The sequence below is a fragment of the Vibrio sp. SCSIO 43153 genome (assembly GCF_023716625.1).
In the GTDB taxonomy this organism is placed as follows: domain Bacteria; phylum Pseudomonadota; class Gammaproteobacteria; order Enterobacterales; family Vibrionaceae; genus Vibrio; species Vibrio rotiferianus.
Genome location: NZ_CP071855.1, coordinates 1,966,211 through 1,991,505 on the forward strand (window position 1 = coordinate 1,966,211; position 25,295 = coordinate 1,991,505).

At 45.6% G+C, this 25,295-nt stretch carries 24 protein-coding genes; 11 read left to right on the forward strand and 13 right to left on the reverse strand.

The features are described from left to right. Positions 1 to 213 precede the first annotated feature (213 nt). Entirely contained in the window at positions 214 to 537 is a 324-nt protein-coding gene (locus J4N37_RS09565) for a hypothetical protein (RefSeq protein ID WP_252040722.1), read from the forward strand. 53 nt (positions 538 to 590) lie between these two features. Here J4N37_RS09565 and btuD read toward each other — a convergent pair whose 3' ends face one another. From btuD to J4N37_RS09610, 9 genes are all read right to left on the reverse strand, one after another. Then, positions 591 to 1,358 (reverse strand): vitamin B12 ABC transporter ATP-binding protein BtuD, encoded by a 768-nt coding sequence (btuD, locus tag J4N37_RS09570; RefSeq protein ID WP_252040724.1) that lies wholly within the window; start codon positions 1,356 to 1,358, stop codon positions 591 to 593. Next, on the reverse strand, positions 1,345 to 2,340 hold the full coding sequence (btuC, locus tag J4N37_RS09575) for a vitamin B12 ABC transporter permease BtuC (RefSeq protein ID WP_252040726.1): 996 nt from the start codon (positions 2,338 to 2,340) through the stop codon (positions 1,345 to 1,347). Before btuC ends, btuD begins: the two co-directional genes overlap by 14 nt. A gap of 102 nt (positions 2,341 to 2,442) precedes the next feature. Next, complete coding sequence (locus J4N37_RS09580; protein WP_005439838.1) at positions 2,443 to 3,471, reverse strand: succinylglutamate desuccinylase; 1,029 nt, start codon at positions 3,469 to 3,471, stop codon at positions 2,443 to 2,445. A 238-nt stretch (positions 3,472 to 3,709) separates the two neighbouring features. Next, a complete protein-coding gene (locus tag J4N37_RS09585; protein WP_252040728.1) occupies positions 3,710 to 5,509 on the reverse strand; it encodes a M3 family oligoendopeptidase in 1,800 nt (599 codons plus the stop codon). An 82-nt stretch (positions 5,510 to 5,591) separates the two neighbouring features. Continuing rightward, positions 5,592 to 6,206, reverse strand: a complete 615-nt coding sequence (cobC, locus tag J4N37_RS09590) for an alpha-ribazole phosphatase family protein (protein WP_252040730.1) — start codon at positions 6,204 to 6,206, stop codon at positions 5,592 to 5,594. Between the two features lie 11 nt (positions 6,207 to 6,217). Continuing rightward, positions 6,218 to 6,751 (reverse strand): bifunctional adenosylcobinamide kinase/adenosylcobinamide-phosphate guanylyltransferase, encoded by a 534-nt coding sequence (cobU, locus tag J4N37_RS09595; protein ID WP_252040732.1) that lies wholly within the window; start codon positions 6,749 to 6,751, stop codon positions 6,218 to 6,220. Continuing rightward, positions 6,748 to 7,554, reverse strand: a complete 807-nt coding sequence (locus J4N37_RS09600) for an adenosylcobinamide-GDP ribazoletransferase (protein WP_252040734.1) — start codon at positions 7,552 to 7,554, stop codon at positions 6,748 to 6,750. The genes cobU and J4N37_RS09600 overlap by 4 nt, the downstream gene beginning before the upstream one ends. Continuing rightward, entirely contained in the window at positions 7,554 to 8,597 is a 1,044-nt protein-coding gene (gene cobT, locus J4N37_RS09605; protein WP_252040736.1) for a nicotinate-nucleotide--dimethylbenzimidazole phosphoribosyltransferase, read from the reverse strand. Before cobT ends, J4N37_RS09600 begins: the two co-directional genes overlap by 1 nt. 19 nt (positions 8,598 to 8,616) lie before the next feature. Further along, a complete protein-coding gene (locus J4N37_RS09610; RefSeq protein ID WP_010448705.1) occupies positions 8,617 to 9,228 on the reverse strand; it encodes a flavin reductase family protein in 612 nt (203 codons plus the stop codon). Positions 9,229 to 9,890: 662 nt separating this feature from the next. Here J4N37_RS09610 and J4N37_RS09615 point away from each other — a divergent pair. The 7 genes from J4N37_RS09615 to purT all read left to right on the forward strand — a co-directional run bounded on the left by J4N37_RS09615 (position 9,891) and on the right by purT (position 17,043). Next, entirely contained in the window at positions 9,891 to 10,586 is a 696-nt protein-coding gene (locus tag J4N37_RS09615) for an NAD(P)H-binding protein (protein WP_010448704.1), read from the forward strand. A 130-nt stretch (positions 10,587 to 10,716) separates the two neighbouring features. After that, a complete protein-coding gene (gene sbcB, locus J4N37_RS09620; RefSeq protein ID WP_252040738.1) occupies positions 10,717 to 12,138 on the forward strand; it encodes an exodeoxyribonuclease I in 1,422 nt (473 codons plus the stop codon). Positions 12,139 to 12,196: 58 nt separating this feature from the next. Further along, positions 12,197 to 12,571: a CidA/LrgA family protein gene (locus J4N37_RS09625; protein ID WP_010448702.1), complete on the forward strand. Its 375-nt coding sequence runs from the start codon at positions 12,197 to 12,199 to the stop codon at positions 12,569 to 12,571. A gap of 1 nt (position 12,572) precedes the next feature. After that, positions 12,573 to 13,250: an LrgB family protein gene (locus J4N37_RS09630; protein WP_010448701.1), complete on the forward strand. Its 678-nt coding sequence runs from the start codon at positions 12,573 to 12,575 to the stop codon at positions 13,248 to 13,250. A gap of 265 nt (positions 13,251 to 13,515) precedes the next feature. Beyond that, complete coding sequence (gene cdd / locus J4N37_RS09635; RefSeq protein ID WP_252040740.1) at positions 13,516 to 14,403, forward strand: cytidine deaminase; 888 nt, start codon at positions 13,516 to 13,518, stop codon at positions 14,401 to 14,403. A gap of 112 nt (positions 14,404 to 14,515) precedes the next feature. Next, positions 14,516 to 15,529: an IS110 family RNA-guided transposase gene (locus J4N37_RS09640; protein WP_252040496.1), complete on the forward strand. Its 1,014-nt coding sequence runs from the start codon at positions 14,516 to 14,518 to the stop codon at positions 15,527 to 15,529. A gap of 338 nt (positions 15,530 to 15,867) precedes the next feature. Then, entirely contained in the window at positions 15,868 to 17,043 is a 1,176-nt protein-coding gene (purT, locus tag J4N37_RS09645) for a formate-dependent phosphoribosylglycinamide formyltransferase (protein ID WP_071236206.1), read from the forward strand. Positions 17,044 to 17,122: 79 nt separating this feature from the next. On the opposite strand, the gene J4N37_RS09650 is transcribed toward purT, so the two are convergent. Further along, positions 17,123 to 17,773, reverse strand: a complete 651-nt coding sequence (locus J4N37_RS09650; RefSeq protein WP_138942125.1) for a thiopurine S-methyltransferase — start codon at positions 17,771 to 17,773, stop codon at positions 17,123 to 17,125. Positions 17,774 to 18,108: 335 nt separating this feature from the next. Here J4N37_RS09650 and J4N37_RS09655 point away from each other — a divergent pair, with 335 nt between their 5' ends. Beyond that, a complete protein-coding gene (locus J4N37_RS09655) occupies positions 18,109 to 18,882 on the forward strand; it encodes a RelA/SpoT domain-containing protein (RefSeq protein ID WP_010448694.1) in 774 nt (257 codons plus the stop codon). Positions 18,883 to 19,029: 147 nt separating this feature from the next. On the opposite strand, the gene ihfA is transcribed toward J4N37_RS09655, so the two are convergent. Beyond that, the gene (gene ihfA / locus J4N37_RS09660) at positions 19,030 to 19,326 is read right to left on the reverse strand and encodes an integration host factor subunit alpha (protein WP_010448692.1); all 297 of its coding nucleotides are present in this window, start codon (positions 19,324 to 19,326) and stop codon (positions 19,030 to 19,032) included. 527 nt (positions 19,327 to 19,853) lie between these two features. Here ihfA and J4N37_RS09665 point away from each other — a divergent pair. Then, positions 19,854 to 20,732 (forward strand): AEC family transporter, encoded by an 879-nt coding sequence (locus J4N37_RS09665; protein WP_252040742.1) that lies wholly within the window; start codon positions 19,854 to 19,856, stop codon positions 20,730 to 20,732. 99 nt (positions 20,733 to 20,831) lie between these two features. Then, entirely contained in the window at positions 20,832 to 21,557 is a 726-nt protein-coding gene (locus J4N37_RS09670) for a metallophosphoesterase family protein (RefSeq protein ID WP_252040744.1), read from the forward strand. Positions 21,558 to 21,694: 137 nt separating this feature from the next. On the opposite strand, the gene pheT is transcribed toward J4N37_RS09670, so the two are convergent. Continuing rightward, a complete protein-coding gene (gene pheT, locus J4N37_RS09675) occupies positions 21,695 to 24,082 on the reverse strand; it encodes a phenylalanine--tRNA ligase subunit beta (RefSeq protein WP_038886926.1) in 2,388 nt (795 codons plus the stop codon). Positions 24,083 to 24,100: 18 nt separating this feature from the next. Next, positions 24,101 to 25,084 (reverse strand): phenylalanine--tRNA ligase subunit alpha, encoded by a 984-nt coding sequence (pheS, locus tag J4N37_RS09680; protein WP_005439802.1) that lies wholly within the window; start codon positions 25,082 to 25,084, stop codon positions 24,101 to 24,103. Positions 25,085 to 25,295: the final 211 nt, after the last annotated feature.

A 25,295-nucleotide genomic window follows, 5' to 3' on the forward strand; every position in this document is an offset into this window, starting at 1 on the left:
GATAAAATTCAGCGCCCACAATATTCTATTTGTGGGCGTTTTTTATGTCTACTCAGAGCCTCATTACTTAAAAGTTAAGCCTCATTGAATCTCTGGTCAATGAAGCTAAATCCATGCTTTTTACTCCACTAAACACCTGTTCTGTATTTATTGATATTTCTGAGGTCTATCTCTCTGATAACCTATTCTCAGTTACCATATCGTGGATTGCCTATGATTCATATATCTCAGGTGTTGCCGTTAGTCGAAAAACAACTCAAAAAATTGCAGCCTAAAGAAGCGGTAAAGGTTAAGACTTACAAAAGAGATCGCGGTTTTCTGATTTACTGTCTAGCAGATAGCCAGTTCCAAGTTGTTGAAATTGGGTATCACAACCAAACGTTGACGGGAGATTTGGTCAGTACGCGTAAACACGTTAAGAAAGCCCTACGACGAGAGTTTCCGAGAAGTAATAAAGTTTGGGTGGAGTACTTTCAGGGGGTCGATGACCCATTAGATATCAAGAAGTCCCATTCACATCAGATGCCTCTGTTTTAATCTCGCAACAAATAAACGCTTGGCATCTGGATGCTCTGTATCTCCTTGGGATACTAATCAAAAATCAGATACGGCCTTTCTTCTACCAAGACCTTCTTAACTTGAGTTTGGAACACCTCAGCTAATCCTTCTTCCGTTAGTACTTCATCGGCGTTACCGGAAGAATGCAATACGCCGTTATTGAGTAGCAGTACCTTGTCAGCATGCCTCAGCGTTCGGTTTAGGTCGTGGTTTGCGACCAACACCCCAATCCCCTGCGCAGCGACGGCATTAATGAGCTGATATAGCAGTCCTTCTTGGGCAATATCCAGCGGCGCTGCGGGTTCATCCAAAATCAATAGCTGAGAGTAAGGGTTAATTGTGCGCCACACTTGCAAACACACTCCGGCTAAACGGACACGCTGCCATTCACCGCCGGATAATGTCTGAATACTTCGATGAAGCTTGTCTTGCAGTTGTACTAGCTCAATAACAATATTAACGGCATCTCGTACTTTCGCGTCGCTGATATTGGCACCAGTTGGCAATGAAAGTGCTAAGTATTGAAAGACATCAACATTGAATGCAGGTCTTGATTGCTGACACAAATACCCACGGATATGCGCTTGTTCTGAAAGTGGCATTGTGAGCAGGTCGTTATTATCGACAAGTACTTCCCCACTCACGCATTCACGCTGAGTTAAAGTGCCAGATATCGCGCCAAGTAATGTACTCTTTCCTGAGCCGTTTGGACCCACGACATGGACAACCTCACCCGGCTTACATTCAAAGGAGAGCGGTAGCAGTCGACTTCCCACTGCGATGTGCTTAACGTGCATCATGACTTTTCACCAGCATCCAAATGAAGATAGGTGCGCCGATAGAAGTGGTCATCACTCCCAACGGCAGCTCAGCGGAATCAAGCAACAAACGCGCGCCGATATCCGCAAACACCAATAAGGCTGCGCCAGATATCGCAGAAAGAGGCAACAGGTAACGGTTTTCTGTACCAAACGCCAATCGAAGTAGATGCGGTACGACTAAGCCCACAAAGCTAATGATCCCCCCCAATGCAACGGAGCCACCAACGAGAATGGAAATTGCCAAAATGAGCTTCCAGCGCATCTGATGAACATCAATACCTAGCTGAGTGGCATGGATTTCCCCTAGCATCAACTTATCAAGTGGTTTGCCCTTGCAGCAGAGCCAAATCAGCACAGGTAGCATGACCAAAGTAACGGTGTGCTGATACCAACTTGCCCCACCAATGCTCCCCATTAGCCAGTACATTAACTGACGTAGGCTTAAGTCATCGCTAAAGTAGAATGCCCACGTCACAATCGCGCTCGACAGAATACCCAGTGCTACACCGACGAGCAGCAACCTTGCGGTAGTAAGATGCATTGCTCTTGCGATACCAACCAAAATAACAGTAAACAACATCGAACCGGCAATGGAAGCCAACATAAAGATCATTGGAGACGGTAAAACTGGCAAGGCAAACATGACGAGCACCATTGCCAAGCTCGCGCCACCGGAGATCCCGAGAACGCCGGGTTCGGCTAATACGTTCCCGAGTAGAACTTGTAAGGTAGCACCAGAGACCGCCAATGCTGCCCCGATAATGGCGGCAGAAACCAAACGTGGCAGGCGTAAATCCAACAAGAGTTTTTGTTCAAATGCAGAGAGAGACTGAAAAGGAGAAAGGAATACCTCTCCGACCATCAAGTGGATAGCAGAGAGCAGCACGAGAATCACTGACATGATCAAAAGATTGCGTTGCCAGCGTCGTTCCTTGTTCAGGATAAGTTGTTGAAAATCCATAGTAGCCGATAAATACAAACGAGGCTTAACCTTACAGTTAAGCCTCGGTAAATTGCAAATGTGTTCTTACGCTTTATTCGCCAAAATTAAGGCGATATGGCATTAATCGTAGACTAACTCGCCATCTTCGTAGCGCGTTTTCACTTCACACACCATTAATGCTGCGCGTTGACCGATCGCGACGTGGCGGTTTGGGAAAACAACGGCTTCGTTATCGTTCTTCGCCATCAATGGTTTGTCACCATCGTGACCAAACACTTCGCCGTGAACGAATGAGGTAAAGTTCTCGACGTTGTCATCAAACATAAAGTCGAAATCTTCGTGCAAACGCACAATCGTACGACTAACACGGTACTTGATACATGGTTTAGACAAGTGCTCCGCTTTCGCCTCTGCAATTAGGTTACGCAGTGACAAATCGAATGCTGTCAGTTTGTCTAAGTCGTTTTCACCAATGCGAGCCACTCGACCCAGTTCCATCGTCAAAGCTTGAGCGCCGTAGTTCTCTGCACTGAACCAGCTAAATGTACTGGTTGGCGAGTTAGAAAGCAGCACCGCTTCAATATGCGCGCTGTCGAGAAAATCAATCAAAGCTTTGCTACGAACAGGATGACGCGTTTTCGGACTCACCGCAAAGGTGTAGTGCTTTGAATCACGGATCGCACAGTGCAAATCTAAGTGCCAGCGTGTTTCCGCTGCCGTATCTTGATAGAAATCTCTGACTAACAATTTGAGGGTATCAGCAATCGCAAGCTCTTTGGTTGGCTCGTGCTCTTTCTCATCAAACAGTCGGTTAAGGTTTTCTTCTAAAAATCGCGTGTGCGCCAGAGTCGATTCTGGGTGAGCGATAATGAATAAGCATCGAGCCTCGACTTTCTGGAAGCCTGATTCGATGTCTTTGATAATTGAATCCACCAGCTCCATCGGTGCGGTTTCATCCCCGTGGACACCACAAGAGATGATGACGTTCTTGGTTTCCTGAGTGTATTCATCAGGAATGACTTCTAGCACACCACGCTGATAGAGTTTAAGTTTTACACCATTAGACAGCACCTGCTCCGCTGGCGCGACATCAATATGAACATCTAACGTGTCAGTTAAAAACGATTGGCGAAAGAGAGACTTCGTCATGCGTTACTCCTTAATAGCACGGCGGGTATGTTAATAAATTGTACAAAGAATTTTTGTTGTTGCGATCCCACTTATGAGTAGAAGCCACCAAATTTATTTAAAATCCCATACCTTTTCGCGCCATGCACTCAAATCAAGCATTGAGGCGTTTGTTTTTTAAACAATTACAAAGTGTTAGGGCTGTGAACTTTACCACAGCCCTAAAGAAGATCATTATGATTTGATCAACTTTTAGCGTTTATTCACCACGTTGTGCGAGTAAACGTTCAAATTCGTCTACTTTGTCACGAACTAGCTCTACACTCTGCTGCCAGAATTCCGGTTGCGTCAGATCCATTGACAGATGCTTGTCTACAACCTCTTCTGCCATCATGTTGCCAGTATCGCGCAATAGTTCTACGTAATCGCCGTAGAAGCACTCCCCTTTAGCATCACGTTGAGCGTAGATACCTTTACTGAACAAGAAGCCGAATAGATATGGGTAGTTGTAGAAACTCACACCAGAAATTGAGAAGTGCAGTTTGCTCGCCCAGAAATAAGGGTCAGCTTCGCTCATCACATCGCCATACCAATCTTTCCATGTTTCTGACATCAGTTCACAGAAGTCATCCGCTGTCAGTTCGCCCTCTTGGCGACGCTCGTAGAACGCTTTCTCGAACTCGTAACGAATTGGAATATTGATCATCAGCGCTAACGCCGAAGAGAGCTCTTCCCACAGCATTTCGAGCTTATCATCCACACTTTCTGCTTTTGAAATCAGATGATCACGAACGATGTTTTCAGCGAAAATCGAGGCGGTTTCTGCCAACGTCATTGGGTAATACGTTTGGCAAAGCGGTAAGTCACGAATCACCCAGTTGTGGAATGCGTGACCAAGCTCGTGAGCAAGCGTCATCAGGTCTGAGCGGCTACCACTCCACGTCATAAACACAAGCGGCGTACGCGTCGCCGGCAGCTTAGTACAGTATGCACCAAGGCGTTTATTGGCATTAGGCGCAGCATCAATCCAGCCGTTTTGTACCATCATGCGAACAAACTCGGACATGTCTGGATTCACGGTTTCAAACGCTTCACAAATGACGTCGATTGCTTCATCGAAGGGATAAACTTTCGCTTCGCCACTCAAAGCAGGCATCGCAGCAAGATGGTTCCACGGTTTCATCTCATCCAGACCGTGGACCTTCGCCATCAACAAACCGGCTTTTTGACCAATTTCACGACTGTCTTTAGCGACTTTCATCATGGCATCCAACGTTTCCGCTTTGATTCGGCTGCCATGCAAGCTTGGATCAAGGAAATGGACATCGCGTTTGGTAGAACGCTTTTTGTTCTCTGTTAAGCGCCAACCTGAAAGCGCGTTAAGGATAGAAGCAAAAGACTCTTGATGTGTCGCCATCGCCTTTTGAACGCCACGCCATGCAGCTTCTTGGCGATCAAATTCAGAGCCATAAAGAATGCTTGCTGCTTGCGAGAAGCCAAGCTCTTCACTTTCACCATCAGCGTAGTCAAGCTTCACTTTCAAAGAGCCCGTGAGGTTGTTGTATAACTTACCCCACGCAGATTTTCCATCCACGCTCATTGCCGCTAACAGCTTTTCTTCTTCGGTGCTTAAGCGTGTGTCAGCCAGTTTGCGAGAGTTTAGGATTGAAAACGCCTGACCACTGATGTCTGGATTTTCATGATCCAAAACGCGAGTAATGAACTCTTCATCAGCGTGAGTCAATTTAAGCTCAAACGCACTGTAAGCTTGAGAAAGCTCAGAGAAAATACGCGTCATACGACCCAGCAGTGATTTCGCCTCTGCATTTGTCGCATCCACTGACGCGTAACAGTTTGCGAAGTTCGCAATCGTGCCAGCCAAACGGCTTGCCGCCTCGCTGGTTAAGATTGCGTTTTGCATCACTTCAACAGAGTTACAATCGGCAGACTGTTTATTGAGTAGGTCAATGCATTGCTCTACAAGGGCAATGTCATCTCGAATTCGTGGGTCAGCGAGATCGTTATAAACGATGGATAAATCCCAGCTAGGAGCGGTCATTTATGGTTCCTTTTGATGTAATCGAGCCAAAACGTGTTTCCCTTCAAGTAATGAGAGAACCAAGCAGAAGCTACTTCCGTGACTATTTTTCAAATAGTGGTACGCCTATCGAACGAACTGAGGCGTAAATCTGATCATCGATGGTAATCGTTATATGTGTTACTGACGCATTTCCTATCGCTAATGTCGAATACCATCGTGGATTACGCCAATCTACACCCAAAACATGGGCAAGAATCATTCTTATTACGCCACCATGCGTGACAATAAGCAAGTTGTCATTGATATCATTAATGATTTGAGACCAAGCACAAGTTACGCGATTTGCAAATACATCCAAACTTTCCGCTTTGGGCAATGTGTGTTGGGCGGGCGCTTTCCAAAACGCTTCAAGCTTATGCCAGTGCTCAGAAAGCATGTCAAATGGGACACCATCGAAATCACCAAAATCCAACTCTTGAAGCAAGGGTTCCACGCTCAAAGGCAGCAAATCCTGTTCAGCTATCATTTGAGCAGCGTCGTGACAGCGTAACAATGGAGAGCTAATAATACCGCCGACTTCCTTGCCATTTTGCCGCCATGCTAGCGCAATTTTACGTTGCTCCTCTTCATCCACTTTTAAATCCGTTTGTCCATGCAACCCTGGGGCTGCATTTACTTTGCCATGTCGAAGCAGATAAATATTCAGCGTTTGCATCTCTTCACATCCTAAGATTTCAATTCAAGCGGCAAGCCAGCGGCTACAAACGTGACACGTTCACACACCGTCGCCAGTTTTTGATTCATGCGCCCAGCGTTATCGACAAAATGGCGACTAACAGTGCCAAGCGGTACGATACCCATACCCACTTCGTTAGATACAAAAAGCAGCCTCGCTTCAGATTGCGCTACCGCGTTCACCAGCTGATGTATCTTTTCCTCTAAGCGCTCATTGCAGCAATCATCACCGAGTTCAAAGATCCAGTTGTTGAGCCAAAGCGTCAAGCAATCCACAAGTACAACGTCTTGAGAAGAAAAACTGCATATTAGATCTACCAACTTAAGCGGACATTCATGTTCAGTCCACCCTTTGCCGCGCTGAAGTTGATGGTGAGCAATGCGCTGCCTCATTTCCTCATCAAAAGGCAATGCCGTCGCCACATAGTGAAGCGTTCCGTTTTTATTTTGTGCCCACTGTTGCGCCCTGCTCTCTGCTAAGCTCGATTTTCCTGAGCGCGCACCACCTAGAATAAGTTGCTTCATAATGAATGACTAAATGCGATAAGAGTGAGATAAACAAGCAACTCTGCAAGCTGCTGCGCGGCACCAAGGCAATCGCCAGTAAATCCGCCGATACGTTTGGTCAGCCAGCGTTTAAAGGCCACACGAAACAGTGCCAATACCAATACAATCACAGCTGCCTGAGTCACACCCAGTAACAACGCTACAACCCCACCAGTTAAGAGCAGTATCGCGACTTCTAAGCTCGATTGCTTATTCGCTAACGGTTTACTTTTCGAGGTATCCGCGTCACTAACATAAGGCATGTCATATATGAGAGTGGCTGCTAGTGCTCGGCTCACGGTGTACGCTACGACGATCATCAGCCAAAACTGAGGTTCATTGGCTAACTCGCTCCAAAATACAAACTTCGCCAGCAGCGCCATCACTAGTGTTGCCGCTCCGTACGTCCCGATGCGGCTGTCTTTCATGATGGTTAAGCGGCGCTCTAACGTCATACCACCGCCAATGCCATCCGCCATATCCGTTAAACCGTCCTCATGGAACGCGCCAGTAAGCAGTAGGCTGAAAGCCATGGCTAGAACAATGGAAACTGAGTTGGGGAACAACAAACTTGCCAGTGAAAACACAGCTGCGCACAACAACCCAAGCAACACACCGACCAAAGCAAAGTACCGCCCCGCTTGGTTCATGCGCGTTTCACTGTAAGGTAAATCAGCAGGTACAGGTATACGGCTAAAAAAGCTTACTGCAAGCAAGAAAAGCTCGCTCTGATAACGCAAAGAACGAGTCTCTGAAGGGATAGTATTATCAAGCGCAGACACTACACCGTTACTCCTGCACTCTCAAAACTTGCCATGTTGTTGTAAAACTGAGCCGCCGCTTTCACTAGTGGTAAGGCAAGTGCTGCTCCAGTCCCTTCACCTAAACGCAACCCAAGATCCAAGAGAGGCTCCGCTTGCAAGCATTCCAGTACAAACTTGTGCCCATTCTCTTCTGAGTTATGAGCAAACAGCATGTAATCTCGCGTCTCTTCATCCAATAAAGTCGCGACGTAAGCAGCAACAGAGACGATAAATCCGTCGACTAAAACAGGCGTTTTGTGGCGTTTCGCTTCTAAGAATGCGCCAATCATTTGCACAATTTCAAACCCACCGACTTGCGCAAGAACACCTTTCACATCGAGTTCATAGCAACGCCCAACGCCTTGTGCGACGAGTTTAATCTTACGGGCAAACTGCTCATGAGTAATTCCCGTCCCCAAACCAACACAGTGATCGACCTCTAACGGGCTAAGTGCTGTTAATAGCGCAGACGCCGAGCTTGTGTTCCCAATGCCCATTTCGCCAAACATTAGAAAGTTAGAACCGCCGTAAATACTTTGCTCGGCAACTTTCGCACCATACTCCAAGCCCAATGCGACTTGCTCTAATGACATCGCAGATTGCTTTGAAAGGTTGGCCGTACCGTTACCAAGACGCTTTTCGATTAAGTTTGGATGATCTTTGAAGTTTGGGATTAATGTATCGATTGGTGACAACATACCGCAGTCAATAACTTTAAAATCGATTTGGTTAGTCTCACAAAAACAGTTGATAGCCGCACCTCCTGAAAGGAAATTAGCCACCATTTGCTGTGTAACTGCACTTGGTGCAATGCTAACCCCTTCTTCAGCGATACCATGGTCACCAGCAAATACCAACATGGTCGGTTTGCGAATTTCAATGGTTTCCGCAGCTTGAGGTTTATCTTGGCTTTGAATCAACGCCAGTTCTAATGCTACTTTTTCTAGCAGGCCAAGTGATCCAAGCGGTTTCGTTTTATTATCAATACGTGCTTGAATTTCTGGCGCAAAAGAGCGATCCATGATGATGGTTCCTTATTAATTATTTTGGGCGAGCGACAGAAAACGTTTTGTCTAGCGTGGCATAATCGTTTCCACCGAGGCGAGCTAATGGATCCACTGCTAGAGCGTCGACTTTTAAACGATCACCTTCCATGGATATGACCCGTTCATCAACATAAATGTGTTCAATTTCAGCAAAGATTAAACTTTGTGGCGTCTCACCCATCTCAATGACTTCATGTAACTTACAGCCGAATGCAATTGGCGCGCCCTCTAGGCGTGGTAATTCGAACCCTTTAAAATCTGTTGTTTCGAGTTGAGTAACTTCCAGTTCGGATTCTCCATACTCTAACGTTGCTGAAGACTTGGTGACCTGCTCTGCTAGGTCGCTCGGCGCGATGTGGATAACCAACTTACCGGTTTCTAATGCATTTCGCGTAGTGTCTTTGATGTCACCATTGGGCTTTTTCCCCACAGAAATCATCAATAAAGGTGGACGACTGGAAACCGCGGTAAAATAGGAAAATGGCGCTAAGTTGAAGTTTTGCTCACCTGAGTCTGTGAGCACCCAAGCGATTGGGCGAGGAATGACAGTTTGAGTCATCAAATGGTACACCTGCGTTGGTGCAAGCGTACTGAGATCTATGTTCATACGACGTCCTTGGTCTTTGAAAATCTCAAATGAGCCCGCAGCTCAATTTTCTGAAAGAATCAGTGTACCCCTCTCACATGCAATTTCACCTAGTTTTCTCATTTTGACAGCAACTTTTACCAATCTGACTTCCATATTGACAAAACCATTGCTTCAGAAACCTAATTTCATCAATGAAATGGCATCAACCACCTCAAATTGCAGATTACCCCCTTAATATAGAAGCGAAGGGGTCAAATCACCGCTGTACACAACCTAGGCCCACAACAAGCTAACTATTTGTTTTAAATGAAAATTGCATTTTTCTTTAATGTCAGATTTTAATACCAGAAGATTTCTTTTATAGTGCTGGCAGGTTTTGGCATGACTGATGCAATCGTAAATGTGTCCCAATAAACTAAGCGAGGCACCATGTTTGCCAATCAAAGTCGTCGCCCTACGAAGAGAGGCAAGCCAACACCAACACGACAACCCCGACGATCGGTCCCCTTATCATTCTCCTAACGAAAAAGACCCGTTTGCCCTACGGGTCTTTTTATTTATGTCATCGACTTCACTTTGGCTTGCTCGTTAAGCTTCAAACATTCGAGCTGCACATGAAACCTAGTTGAACAAATAAGCTACAATAGCCTAAGCACTTGTTCTCTAAGAGGAAGGATATGATGAGCAATGATTCAAATACCTGCGTCATAATCGCAGGCGCAACTGGGCTTGTTGGCAAAGAAGTCATCGCTAACCTGCTGTCACAACCCAGCATAGAAACCGTATACTCTCTTTCTCGAAGAGCGCTTTCTGACATTGCCGATACTGAAAGCAAGATAGTGCCTATTATTGATGCTGAGCTTTCCATTCACAATTGGGATGAACAACAGCCAACTCCTAGTATCGGAGTAATCTGCTTAGGTACGACACTTAAGCAAGCTGGCAGCAAGGAAGCGCTACGAAAAGTCGACGTAGAACTGGTCTGTAAGGTTGCCCAACAAATGAAAATGATAGGAGTGAAACGAATCGCGATAGTTTCAAGCTTGGGAGCGAAAGCTTCATCATTCTCTCATTATCTCGCCTGTAAGGGGCAGATGGAAAAGAACATTGAGAAAATGGGGTTCGAAGAAGTCGTCTTTGCTAGACCTGGTCCCTTAGTCGGCCAACGTGATACACCCCGTACCGACGAGAGGCTCATTCAATCACTTTCTAAGGTCACTCGACCATTAATGTGGGGAAAACTCGCCGACTTTGTACCGATTCAGGCTAGAGATGTCGCTAAGGCAATGATTTATCAACTTTTCAGCTACCAAGAAGAACCCACTGTCTATTTGCATAGAAGGGAAATGTTGGACTTAATTAAACACTTTGGCTAATCAAACTCAAATCAATTGAATTCTTCAGCTTTGGCTTTTTCATTTTCACAACGTCACGTTGCATCTTTCGTTGCGAGTCAAAGCTTTGAATGGTCTAATACTCCTATCGGTTCCGTAAACGGTAAGCAGAATGCACCAAGATAATCAGCCCACTTTTTTCTTTTTTGATTACGAGACTTGGGGAACAAGTCCAGCCAAAGATCGCCCAAGCCAATTCGCCGGCGTCCGCACTGATGAAAACTTCAATATCATTGGTGAACCTTTGGTGATGTACTGTCGCCCACCCGCTGATTATCTTCCTTCACCCGAAGCAGCTTTGATCACTGGCATTACACCACAAAAAGCGATGCAAGAAGGTCTACCTGAACCTGAATTTATCGCTAAGATCCACGCAGAGCTTTCTAAACCAAATACTACTAGCCTTGGCTACAACAGTATTCGATTCGATGATGAAGTCACACGTTACACCTGTTACCGCAACTTTATCGATCCTTATGCGTGGAGCTGGCAAAACGGCAACTCACGTTGGGATTTACTTGACGTCATGCGCGCGTGTCACGCCCTCCGTCCTGAAGGCGTGGAATGGCCAGAAAATGATGAAGGTTTCCCGAGTTTCAAACTTGAACATTTATCTGTGGCAAATGGCATCGAACACAGCAACGCCCACGATGCGATGGCAGACGTGATTGCAACAATTGAGATGGCGAAAAAAATCAAAGCGGCTCAACCTAAGTTGTTTGATTACTTCTTCTCTATGCGTAATAAGCGCAAGCTTAACGAACTGGTCGATATCGTTAACATGACGCCATTGATGCACGTATCTGGGATGTTGGGACGTGAATGCCAGTACACCAGCTGGATTGTGCCTGTTGCTTGGCACCCAACCAACAACAATGCCGTTATCACTATTGATTTGGCAAAAGATCCACAGCCAATTCTTGAGCTTTCCGCTGAAGAGTTAAAAGAGCGTTTGTACACCAAACGTGATGAGTTGGGTGACTTACTCCCTGTACCATTGAAGCTCGTGCATCTGAACAAGTGCCCTATTCTAGCGCCAGCGAAAACACTCACTGCTGAGAATGCAGAATCTATTGGTATTGACCGTCAGCAATGTCTAACTAACCTCGCTTTGTTACGTCAACACCCAGAAATTCGTGAGAAACTCATTAACCTATTCTCTATTGAGCGTGAGTACGAAAAGAGTGATGATGTAGATACGCAACTTTACGACGGTTTTTTCTCGCCTGCTGACCGCGCGGCGATGGACATCATTCGTGAAACGGACCCAACTAACCTAGCTGCACTGGATATTGAATTTGATGACAAGCGCATCAAACCGTTGCTGTTTCGTTACCGTGCTCGTCACTACTCAAGCACACTAGATGACCAAGAGCAAAGACGCTGGGCACATCACTGTCGTGAAGTCTTTGAAAGCCAGATTGAAGAGTATATGCTTAATTTAGAGAACTTAGTTCACGAACATGAAAGTGACGAAAAAAAGATAGCAATACTAAAATCTGTCTATCGTTATGTAGAGAGCCTAGCCTCCTAATTTCTTACCTTGTTCAAGCGCACCTTCGGGTGTGTTTGTTGTTTTATATGCTGTCAAAATGATAAAAGATCGATTATTACAGCTGATCCATTTGCTCATTTCCCTCGCACTCATCATGGGAGCACTTGGTATCGGCAACACCATTCAAAAGTTCGCTGGCATTTCGGTTCCTGGAAGTGTCCTAGGCATGCTTGTGCTGTTTTTCTCCATGACTCTTGGCTTAGTCAAAGTCGAATGGGTTAAGCCCGGCGCGACACTTTTCATTCGCTACATGATTCTACTCTTTGTCCCTATCAGTGTTGGGCTGATGCAGCACTTTGATATGTTACTAGCGAATGCGCTTCCTATTATTGCTAGTGCAGTTGGTGGCTCACTGATTGTGTTGGTCACCTTAGCGTGGTTCTTAGACTACTTATTAAAGGAGAAACATTGATATGTGGTTACTCGTCACTATTGTGGTTTTCCTTGCCGCACGCCAAATTGCTATTAAGGTAAATAATCCTATTGCGAACCCCCTTTTGATCAGCATCGCGGTGTTAATCCCGTTACTTACCTTTTTAAAAGTGCCATTTGAAACATACTACGCAGACAACGAATACATCAGCTTCTTGCTGCAACCAGCCGTTGTTGCACTGGCGTACCCGCTGTACGAGCAACTGCCACAGATCAAATCAAACTGGCGCATTATCGCTCTGGCCTGTACGTTAGGTAGTGTAATGTCAATGCTAACAGCGACGCTCATCGCGGTAGCGTTTAAAGCAGACATCAGCTTGATTGCAAGCTTAGTGGGCAAGTCGGTAACGACACCTATCGCAATGGAGATTTCTAGCCACCTAGGTGGTGAAGCTGCTGTTGCCGCTATTCTAGTGCTTATTGTGGGCTTATTCGGTGCCATTCTCGCGTACCCTATCTTTAACCTCATTGGCATCAAACACCCTATTGCACGCGGCTTAACGATGGGTACGGTATCGCATGCTTTGGGCACTGCCACCTGTGCAGAAAAACAACCAGGCGATGCAGCCTTCTCGTCCCTTGCATTAGTGCTTTGTGGCATCATCACTTCTATCCTTGCGCCTAGCTTCTTTGCTTTAGCTGTTTGGTTGTACCAATAAAGACCTCAATGACCTGCCTTGCTTTACTCTCCTCTAAAGCGAGCAGGTCATAGCCTCTCCTAGAAAACTCGCAGTATGAATATCAGTTGATATAGTTATTAGTGGGACAGAGATAACGTTAAATCGTGATGAAATCGAATACATGTGTGACCTCACTCTAATTATGTAACGTAAAGTTCAATTACATCAATTAACGTGATCTAAAGCACGGAACATTTTCATCCTTCACATAGAATAACTGTCCATGCACTAACAAGGATTCAACATGAAAAGTCGCATTGAACAGGCGCTAGCAAGCGCTCCTGAAGCACTTTCAAAACATCTTGCTCCTATCGTCCAAGCAGACGATTTTGATGCTACTATTTCTGAGCAACAGTTTGATGAGCTGCTAAACGCTACCAATCTTTCTGATAAAGAGCTTCGTGTTGCTCTACTTCCTTTTGCCGCAGCGTTCTCTTACGCTCCTATTTCTGAATTTTATGTTGGCGCGATCGTTCGTGGCCTCTCTGGTCGCCTTTACTTCGGTGCAAACATGGAATTCTTTGGCGTTCAGCTAGGGCAAACCGTTCACGCAGAGCAATGTGCAATTAGCCATGCATGGATGAAAGGTGAACGTGGTGTAAAAGACATCACCATCAACTACAGCCCATGCGGACACTGTCGACAGTTCATGAATGAGCTAAGCACTGCGAAAGAGCTTAAGATCCAATTACCAGAACGCGAAGAAAAATCACTGCATCACTACCTTCCTGAGGCGTTTGGCCCTGCAGACTTAGGTATTGAGTCAGGTTTGATGGCGGAAGTGAAACACGAGTTTGTTTACGATGAAGACGATACTCTGATTCAAGAAGCTGTTAACGCAATGAACATCAGCCACGCGCCTTACACGAACAACCTCAGTGGTATTGCTCTTGAGATGAACAGTGGTAGCGTATTCCAAGGGGCTTATGCAGAAAACGCTGCATTCAACCCTAGCCTACCTCCACTTCAGGTCGCACTGATTCAAATCCTGATGGCAGGAGAGCAGTTTGAAGACATCAAAGCAGCGGCACTAGTCGAGAACTCGCAAGGCAAGATCAGCCACCTAGCTGATACTCAATCGACGCTTGAGGCACTAAACCCTGATATTCCAGTGAGTTTTGTGAACGTTTAACTCATTCAGGCCTCAAGTAATAAGCTCTACTCTGTGTAGGGCTTAATTATATGGTCCGCCCCACTCTCAAGCCCTTAAGCTTAGAGTAGGCTCTCAGAATGAGGTGAACCATATGTCTTCTATTCATATTTTAGGTATCGACCTAGGCAAGCACTGTTTCCACGCTATCGCTCATAACCGTTCAGGTGCAGAAGTATTACGTCGTAAGTTTAGTCGAAACCAACTCCAACGTTTCCTTTGTAAAATCGAACCAACAACCATTGCTTTCGAAGCTTGTGGCGGTGCTCATTGGCTTGCTCGCAAGAGTGGTGAATACGGTCATCAAGTTCGACTTATTCCTCCCCAGTACGTTAAGCCTTATGTCAAAGGCAACAAAAATGATTTCATAGATGCATCAGCAATCGCAGAAGCCGCTGGTCGACCAACAATGAGGTTTATCGCGGTAAAAAGTGAAGAAGCCCAAGTTATCGCAGCGATTCATCGTGTCAGAGATGGTTATATCAAGGAGAGAACGGCCGCCATGTCTCGAATTGGGGCTATCTTGCTTGAGTTCGGCCTAAGTTTTCCAAAGGGGCATGCAAAGATGAAGGCTCTCTTCCAATGGCTAGCAGAGCAAAAAGCGTCTTTACCAGAAAGCTTACTCGTTGAATTAGTGTCTATCCACGAGCATTACAAATACCTTAATGAACGAGTCAAAGTTCAAGACAGTAAGCTTCAAGCCGTTGTTAACAATAACGAAAGTGCACAATTGCTGAAAACTATCCCTGGCGTTGGCGACCTCACATCGACGTTGTGTGTTGCCGATGTAAGTTCCCCAAGTAACTTCACCAATGGTCGGGAAATGGCTGCATGGTTAGGGCTTGTGCCGAGACAGTTCTCTACGGGAGGAAAGACCAAGCTACTTGGCATGAGTAAACGAGGCAATAAACATCTCAGAACTCTGTTTATCCATGGAGCAAGAGCAGTTCTCTCAAGGCTAGAAACGACAGGGAAAGTGTTTGGAGAGTGGCTCATCAAGCTCCGGGCGACGAAGCCATTTAATGTTGTGGTCGTAGCACTTGCCAACAAGCTAGCAAGAATAGCTTGGGCGGTGTTATACCACCGCCAAGCTTTTAAGGCTGTATAGCTATAACCAAGTTTGCAACGCCAATGAACGTGATGACAAAAACGGTCAATTGACCAGATTAAGAACCTGACACAAAAAATAGCGTTAAACGCTTTGGGCTTTTTAAGGATAATCTGGCGCAGATATCATCGTGGAGCTGGGAAGCTAGTGCTCCCAACAAGGACTCCGAATACATTAGCGCAAACCAACTCCGTTATGACTTAATTGTAGTTGCAATAACGGGGCGGACCATACATTTTTATTATCAAAAAACTTGCGCAAACGTTTGCTTCGAACTAAAAATTCAGTATGATCCCCTGCAATTTCTGTTTCATCACTTTATTTTGTAAGGGAACACTATGTTCGGTACTGCTACTAGCACTCATGCTACCCGTGTATTACTTTTGGGCTCAGGCGAGCTTGGTAAAGAAGTGGCAATTGAATGCCAACGTCTTGGCTTGGAAGTAATCGCATGTGACCGTTACGCCGATGCTCCAGCAATGCAAGTGGCGCATCGCAGCTACGTCATCGATATGCTTGACGGCCAAGCACTAGAAGAAATCATCAGCAAAGAGCAGCCTGCGTATGTAGTGCCTGAGATTGAAGCTATCGCGACTGACAAATTGGTTGAGTTAGAAGAAAAAGGCTTGAACGTTGTTCCTACTGCAAAAGCGACCAAGTTAACAATGAACCGAGAAGGTATCCGTAGGCTCGCTTCTGAAGAATTGGGCTTAACCACCTCTCCTTACCAGTTTGCAGACAACTTTGAAGACTTTAAAGCGGCGGTTGAACATGTAGGTATCCCATGTGTTGTTAAACCAGTGATGAGCTCTTCGGGCAAAGGTCAGAGCGTGATTAAAACGGAAGAAGACGTTCAAACCGCTTGGGAATACGCACAAGAAGGTGGCCGTACTGGTGCTGGCCGTGTCATTGTTGAAGGCTTTATCGATTTCGATTACGAAATCACGTTGCTAACGGTACGTGCAGTCGATGGTGTACATTTCTGTGCACCGATCGGACACCGACAAGAAGACGGTGACTACCGTGAGTCATGGCAGCCACAAGCCATGTCAGAGAATGCAATCAAAGCAGCAGAATACACGGCTGAGAAAGTTGTTAATGCGCTAGGTGGCTACGGTATCTTTGGTGTGGAGCTATTTGTTAAAGGAGACAAAGTTATTTTCAACGAAGTCTCCCCTCGCCCGCACGATACCGGCATGGTGACGATGATTTCTCAAGATATGTCTGAGTTCGCGCTTCACGTACGCGCGTTTACTGGCATGCCGATTAACAGCATCGTTCAGTATGGGCCATCTGCATCCGCGGTTGTTTTAGGCCAAGGTACATCAACTGATATCCGCTTTGACAATCTTGCCAAAGCACTGGCTCAGCCACAAACTCAAGTTCGTTTGTTCGGTAAGCCTGAAATCGACGGCCGCCGCCGCTTGGGTGTCGTTTTAACCCGTCGCAAGACCATTGAAAATTCGATTGAAGATGCAGTGAACAACGCTTCTAAAGTACAGATCGTTTACTAATTACGTGAGTCCACACAAGAAAAACAAAAGCGCAGCTCAATTGGCTGCGCTTTTACTTTGTGTAGACTCGAATAAACCGTTACTTGCTCTCGATTAAATACACTTCTTCAGAGAAACGGCTGAGCCCTTTCTTAGCGATTTTCGGATGGTTCTCGTCGGCCTTGTCTACGTGCAAACAAGTAATTTGGTAACCCGCAAACAACTGTTCGATCTCCTCGACTGGCACACTGAACGGAGGTCCTGCCATCTCATCCTGAGGATAGTTGAGCGTCACTAATAAAATACGTCCGCCAGGGTTTAGTAACTGCTTAACGCGTGCGGCGTATTCTTCTCGCATCTCTAGCGGCAATGCAACGAGTGCAGCACGATCATAAATGATGTCCGCTTTTGAAACTGGGGCAGTAAAAAAGTCGCCAGTATAAATGGATAGCTCATCGAACTGATACAGCTCATGCATACCGTTAACCGGTGTTACGGTAGGTGTGTAAAAATGCTCAGCAAAAAATGCACGCACGGCAATTTGGCTCAGTTCCACACCCTGCACTTCATTGTGTTTCGTCGCAAGCCAGATTAGGTCTTCTGACTTGCCGCATAATGGAACCAACACTGTGTCTTCACGTTTTGGGTTCGTGTGCTGCCAAAATGCAGTTAACAGTGGATTCACATCTTCAAGGTGAAACCCAATTTGATTACTGGCCCACTTAGTGTGCCAAAATTCTTGATCTCTCATTTTACTTCTACTTGTCGGCTGATAATTGTAATGAGCGCTTAGCGCAACTTTGTGGACTAAGACTAATGATTTTTCCAAATTTGTCTATGGCGTTCATCTTTGGTTAATACTGCGATGGTAGGATGACTATCGTTCAAGAAGGAACCCTTGCTTTTTCTGGCTGTCAGAATAAAGGAAGGAAAAATGGTGATCTAGAACACGATTCTACTATAAGGATAAAAGTCGACCTTGGGATCGTTCATAGAGGCCCCATTAATTAGGTAGAACCTGATTTGTTAATCTTAGTGACCTTTTCGTTACCCATTTTCTAAGTGCAAACAAGTTAAGGAGAGTGAATGAGCTTATTTTTACGTACTACAGCATTGATGCTTTTAGTACTAAGCCGTGCGCCGGCATTCGCCGCACTTCCAAATGTCCCGAGTAACGAGCAAGATCGTTCTGCTAGCCAAAACGAAGTTTGCTCAAAATTGTTCAAGCATAGCCTTAGTGGTCTATATGGCATTCAGTCAATCGACTCTAGACCAACTCAACCTTATTCAGATTTCGACGTCCTTTACAGTAAAGCTCACCAAGCACAGTTCGAGCTTGAAACCATCTGTAAGAGTACAGCCCTTCTAACTGACGCTCAGCCATACTTCGCAGGCGTTAAATCTCAACATCGTGCCGAAGAAAAGATTGCCCTCGAACTTGATGGCCAAGTCGAGCGTATTACTGACTTAGCACGTGCGACCATCGTTGCTGATGATGTAGCGAGCCTAGTATCTGTGTATGAAGCATTGGAACGTGAGACAACTATCGTAAAAGTCAAAAACCGCTTCAAAAAGCCAACTGTATCTGGGTACCGTGACTTGAACCTGTTGGTTCGCCTTCCTAAAACTAACCTTATTGCCGAAGTTCAATTGCACCTAAAAGCAATCGCTGATGTAAAGAACGGCCCTGAACACGATTTGTACGAACAAATTCAGAAGCTAGAGCGTCAAGCACTAGTAGAGGGCCGTAACCTAAACGATATCGAAATGGCATCGATAAAAAGCATGCGCACTCAATCGAAAAACTTGTACCAGGGCGCTTGGCATCCATACCTAACAACACACTTAGAAGCTGCTTAAAGTAGAAGTCTTACAAACAGCTAAGCTAACCTACCCAATACTAAAAACCACCGCTATTGCGGTGGTTTTATTTGTTCTTTAGCCACTACTGAAAAACACAAACAAAAAGACCACGACAAAGCGTGGTCTCATTCCATGTCACATGGCTTACTGGTCAATCTTTATGTTCTCTACGCGAGCTTTTAACTTCTGACCCGGGCGGAACGTAACGACTCGTCGAGCAGTAATTGGAATATCTTCACCAGTTTTCGGGTTACGACCAGGTCGTTCGTTTTTGTCACGAAGGTCAAAATTACCAAAACCTGACAGTTTTACCTGTTCGCCACTTTCGAGTGCCTTACGAATTTCTTCAAAAAACACTTCCACCGTTTCCTTGGCGTCCCGTTTACTAAATCCCAATTTATCAAACAGGTTTTCTGCAAGTTCGGCTTTTGTGAGCGCCATAAAACTTTCCTCAAAGCTATGTTAAACAATGCTACCTTAGTGTAGCGCCAGAGCAGTTTTACCCTACCAATTCAACAACATATCGGGGTTACATCAGGAAGTGTATGCCAAGCTTATGATTTTCGCCAACTTTTTTCTTTGCTAATATACCGAATATTTCACCACCGAAGTACTTTACTCACCAGTATTTCCAGATTTTACTTTAATTCCCTCTAAAGTTAGGAAGCTATCCAGTCCAAATTACTAGTTTTAAACATCAAAACAAGATTATTCACTATTTAATAAAAATGTCAGATACTGGTCACTTTACAAACAATTGACATAAAACTTCTCAGTTTTTCAGTAGTTTGAGTCACTCTGAAAATAGATCTGACCAGTCGTATTCATTGGAGTTTTTATTCAGTTTCTACTGATCTGGTAGAAAAATGAAACCTTGAACAGAAGCAAAATTCTGCACGTTGTATCATGACGGTGAAAGGAAAGGTTGATACTGTTTTCATATTCCATCTCACCATCAGAGTACCAATATGCTTCACCAAGTCGTCAGCATTCTATTCCCAGTCTTTGCTTTGGTTTTTGTTGGTTATTTAGTTGGTCGCTTTATCAAGCCCGACTTTCGCCCAATAAATCGCATCAATATGGATGTATTCACGCCTGCACTCGTATTTTCCTCTCTAGTAAGTATGCCGATCGACATGGGTCAAGCTCCTCTTATGCTTGCCGCTATTATTGCGGTAATCGTACCTGGCATTGTGATGGTGCCAATTACAAAGTTGACAGGTTTATCCTTCAAAGCATGGGCACCACCGCATATGTTCAGAAATAGCGGAAACCTTGCGATCCCGCTGTTTACTTATACTTTCGGAGAGCTCGCTCTCCCTTCTGCGGTGCTGCTGTTTGTTGTCTCCGCGTGTTTACATATCAGTTTAGGCGTGATGCTTCTTAGTAGTGGTAACCCACTTAAACAAATCATCAAAATGCCGATTTTTTTATCCGCTTCACTTGCACTGGCTATGAATCTTTCTGGGGTTAGCATTTGGAATCCACTGTATGAAGCGACGGCATTACTTGGTCAAGCTGCCGTCCCAGTTATGCTTCTTTCATTGGGCGCACAGATGTTAAATCTGAGGTTGGATGGCTTAAAGGTAGGCCTCGCGTGTACAGCACAATCACTTGGGACAGGCGCGATTGCATTTGCACTCATTTATTGGCTAATCCCACTACCGATAATGCAACTGCAAATGATGGTACTGTTCACTATGCTTCCACCAGCCGTGATGAACTACTTGTTTGCTGAGCGGCTGAACATTGAGCCAATGACAGTCGCTTCAATGGTCTTGTTTGGCAACTTCTTCAGTATACTCACATTACCACTATTGCTGATGTTCACCCTATCGCTCTCCTAACTACTCTCTACCATCAACTTTACTATTAAAACCGGAGAGTTGAATGTTAGACTGGCATAAAAATACCCTCTCCCCCCCCCCCCGGGGCGACTAGACCTTATGAAGTCAATTATCCAGATCAGCGATTGCCACTTAAGTGATGAGCCCAGCTTTGAAAACCTGCGTAAAGCCCTGCTCCTTGCTCAGAAAGATGCTTCCTGCAATACCCTTTTGCTTACTGGTGATCTTTGTTGCAACCCCAAAGCGGGTGACTACCTGACTCTACTAAATGTTGTAGAAGAACATATCCAAGATAAGTCGATCTTCGCGATTGCGGGCAACCACGATGATGCGAAGTTGATGAAGCAAGAGCTGCGCGGCAGTGGTATCAAAGTCACAGATAAAGCGAGAATCCACAACCGTGAAGTCTTGTTCTTAGATTCCAGCACCAAACCTTTAGATAAGCGTCATCCTTTAGGCTCTGGCCGTATCGATAACCGCGGGCTAGCACGTTTGAGTAAACAGCTTCGCCATACAACCAACCCGATTGTTGTAGTCCACCACCCTATTATTCCCGTCGGTTCAGAATGGATGAAAGCCATTTGCTTGGAAAACGATGCAAGCTTACTTGCGCTTTTGGCGGAGCATCAAGTTCAAGATGTAATTTGCGGGCATGGTCATGATGCATTAACGATCACACAACAAGGCATCACCCAACACATGGCACCAGCGACGGCCTACGGGTTTGACCACGAAATTAATGAATATAATCGAAGTGAGAAGATTGGCGTGAATAAGCTTTGCTTTGAGGAGGATGGAATTACCGTCGAAGCGATTTGGCTGTAGCTATTCTCTATTCTCTATTCTCTATTCTCTATTCTCTATTCTCTATTCTCTATTCTCTATTCTCTATTCTCTAGATATAAAAAAACCCTGCCAAACTGGCAGGGTTTTCATTTCTTAAGAAGATACGTTACGCGAGATTAGTCACGTAGAGACGCACCAAACTTCTCAGAAACGTGAGCAACGATAGCGTCAACCGCACCAGCGATATCTGCATCTTCAAGCGTACGCTCAAGTGACTGCAGAGTCAGAGCGATTGCTAGGCTCTTCTTACCTTCTTCAACGCCTTTACCTACGTAAACGTCGAACAGTTTCGCATCTTTAAGGAACTCGCCACCTTGTTCTAGACAAGCGTTAACGATGTCACCAGATGCAACAGCTTCATCCACGACTACCGCGATATCACGACGGTTTGAAGGGAACTTAGAAAGTGCTACCGCTTCTGGGATCACTTTGCTGTTGATTGCAGACCATTCGATTTCGAATACGATAGTACGACCGTTTAGACCGAACTTACGCTCAAGCTCAGGGTGAACTGTACCGATCACGCCCACTTCTTTGCCATCTACGATGATTGCCGCAGATTGACCTGGGTGAAGTGCTGGGTGCTTAGCTGCAGCGAAAGAGTATGCTTTTTCGTTCGCAGATAGCTCTAGAATTGCTTCTAGATCGCCCTTAAGGTCGAAGAAATCAACAGTGTTAGTTTCGATATCCCAGTGCTCTTCACCGCGAGTACCAGCGATAACACCTGCAAGCATTGGCTCTTGGCGCATGCCGTTTTCTGCAGATTCACATGGGATGAAACGTAGGCCGTATTCGAATAGACGAACGCGTGGCTGTTGACGCTTCTGGTTGTGAACAACCGTATTCAGCAGACCTTGGATAAGACCAAGACGCATTGCTGACATGTCTGCAGAAATTGGGTTTGGAAGCACTAGAGGCTCAACACCAGGTACCACTAGCTTTTGTTGCTCAGGCTCAACGAAGCTGTATGTGATTGCTTCGTGGTAACCACGGTCAACAAGAAGATCACGAACGCGTTTCAGTGGAAGATCCGCTTCAACGTGGTTGTGCATCTTAAGTGCTGCTGCTGGGTGTTGGTTAGGGATGTTGTCGTAACCGTAGATACGGCCAACTTCTTCAATCAGGTCTTGCTCGATAGCGATATCGAAACGCCAGGTTGGCGCTACTGCCACCCAACCTTCTTCAGAAGCTTCAACAGTCAAACCTAGGCGCTCTAGGATTTCTACTACGTCAGCATCAGCGATGTGGTGACCTAGTAGGTTGTCTAGTTTAGTGCGACGTAGAGCAACTTTGTTTGGCTTAGGTAGGTCTGCTTCAGACTCTACTGCAACAACAGGTGCTACTTCACCGCCACAGATTTCAACAAGAAGCTGAGTTGCACGCTCCATTGCGCTCACTTGTAGTGCGTAATCCACACCACGCTCGAAACGCATTGAAGAATCAGTGTGAAGACCATAGCTACGAGCGCGACCGCGGATGTGGTCAGGTGCAAAGAATGCACACTCTAGTAGAACGTCTTTAGTTTCCGTTGTTACACCAGACTCTTCACCACCAAAGATACCTGCGATTGCAAGTGCTTTGTTGTGGTCAGCTACAACTAATGTATCTGCGTTTAGTTCTGCTTCGCTGCCGTCAAGAAGTGTTAGTTTCTCACCTTGCTCAGCCATACGAACTACGATGCCACCTTCGATCTTCGCTAGATCGAACGCGTGCATTGGTTGGCCTTGCTCTAGAAGAACGTAGTTAGTGATGTCTACTACTGGGTCAATAGAGCGGATACCACAACGGCGCAATTTCTCTTGCATCCATAGTGGTGTTTCAGCTTGAACGTTTACGTTCTTAACCACACGACCTAGGTAACGTGGACACGCTGCAGGAGCTTTTACTTCGATAGACACTTTGTCTTCGATTGAAGCTGCTACTGCTTCTACTGATGGCTCAGTCACGTCAGCACGGTTAAGTACGCCAACTTCACGAGCTAGACCACGGATGCTGAAACAGTCAGCGCGGTTTGCTGTTAGGTCTACGTCTACCGTTACGTCGTCTAGGCCTAGGAATTCACGGAAATCGGTACCGATTACTGCGTCTTCTGCTAGTTCCATGATGCCATCTGACTCAACGTCGATACCTAGTTCAGTGAATGAACAAAGCATGCCGTGAGATGGTTGACCACGTAGTTTCGCTTTTTTGATTTTGAAATCGCCTGGAAGAACAGCACCAACAGTTGCTACTGCTACTTTCAGACCTTGACGACAGTTAGGTGCGCCACAAACGATGTCTAGAAGCTCTTCTTCACCCACGTCAACTTTAGTCACGCGCAGTTTGTCTGCATCTGGGTGTTGACCACATTCAACAACGTGACCAACTTTAACGCCGTTGAACGTACCTGCTACAGGTAGCACGTCATCAACTTCTAGACCCGCCATTGTAATTTGGTGAGTTAGTTCGTCAGTGGTAATCGAAGGACTAACCCACTCACGAAGCCATGATTCGCTGAATTTCATAGTGATTTATCCCCTGGATTACTTGAACTGTTTTAGGAAACGAAGATCGTTCTCGAAGAACGCACGTAGGTCGTTTACGCCGTAACGAAGCATTGTTAGACGCTCAACACCCATACCGAATGCGAAACCAGAGTATTTTTCAGGGTCGATGCCTACACTACGTAGTACGTTCGGGTGAACCATACCGCAGCCTAGTACTTCTAGCCATTTACCGTTTTTGCCTTTCACGTCAACTTCTGCTGAAGGCTCAGTGAACGGGAAGTATGATGGACGGAAACGTACTTCTACTTCCTCTTCGAAGAAGTTACATAGGAAGTCGTGCAGGATGCCTTTCAGCTGTGCGAAGTTTACGTTCTCATCAACCAGCATGCCTTCCACTTGGTGGAACATTGGCGTGTGCGTTTGGTCGTAGTCATTACGGTATACACGACCTGGTGCGATGAAACGGAATGGTGGTTTACCATTTTCCATCGTACGGATCTGTACGCCTGACGTGTGAGTACGAAGCATCAAATCTGGGTTGAAGAAGAAAGTATCGTGGTCAGTACGCGCTGGGTGATCAGCTGCGATGTTTAGTGCATCAAAGTTGTGGAATGCATCTTCGATTTCTGGACCAGACTCTGTGTTAAAGCCAAGTTCGCCGAAGAACTTCTCAATACGCTCAACAGTACGAGTAACTGGGTGTAGACCACCGTTCTCAATACGACGACCAGGTAGTGTTACGTCGATCGTTTCTGCTGCTAGCTTCGCTTCTAGTTCTGCACGTTGTAGTGCGTCTTTACGAGCTGCGATAGCTTGCTGAACTACGCCTTTCGCTTTGTTGATCTCTTGACCAGCTTCACGGCGTTCTTCCGGTGGTAGTTTACCTAGGCTTTGAAGTTGAGCAGTTAGCTCACCTTTTTTACCTAGATACTGAACACGCACTTCATCAAGTACGACTAGCGATTCTGCAGCTTCAATTGCTGCACTCGCGTTAGCAATGATCTCTTCTAGATGTTGCATCGTTTCCTCATCTACCTATTGGTAGTGTCCATAAAGGAGTGATTGGTTTTTTGATAGCTGTACATAGTAGCCAAACCAGCCACCAATGCCAAATTGAATTACGAAAAGAAGAGGTTATTGAATAAAAAGAAGGCAAAAACGTAAAAAAACAACTAACCATACAAACGTTCAACCGCACTCAATCAACTCAAGTGCGATTTGTATGCACTAT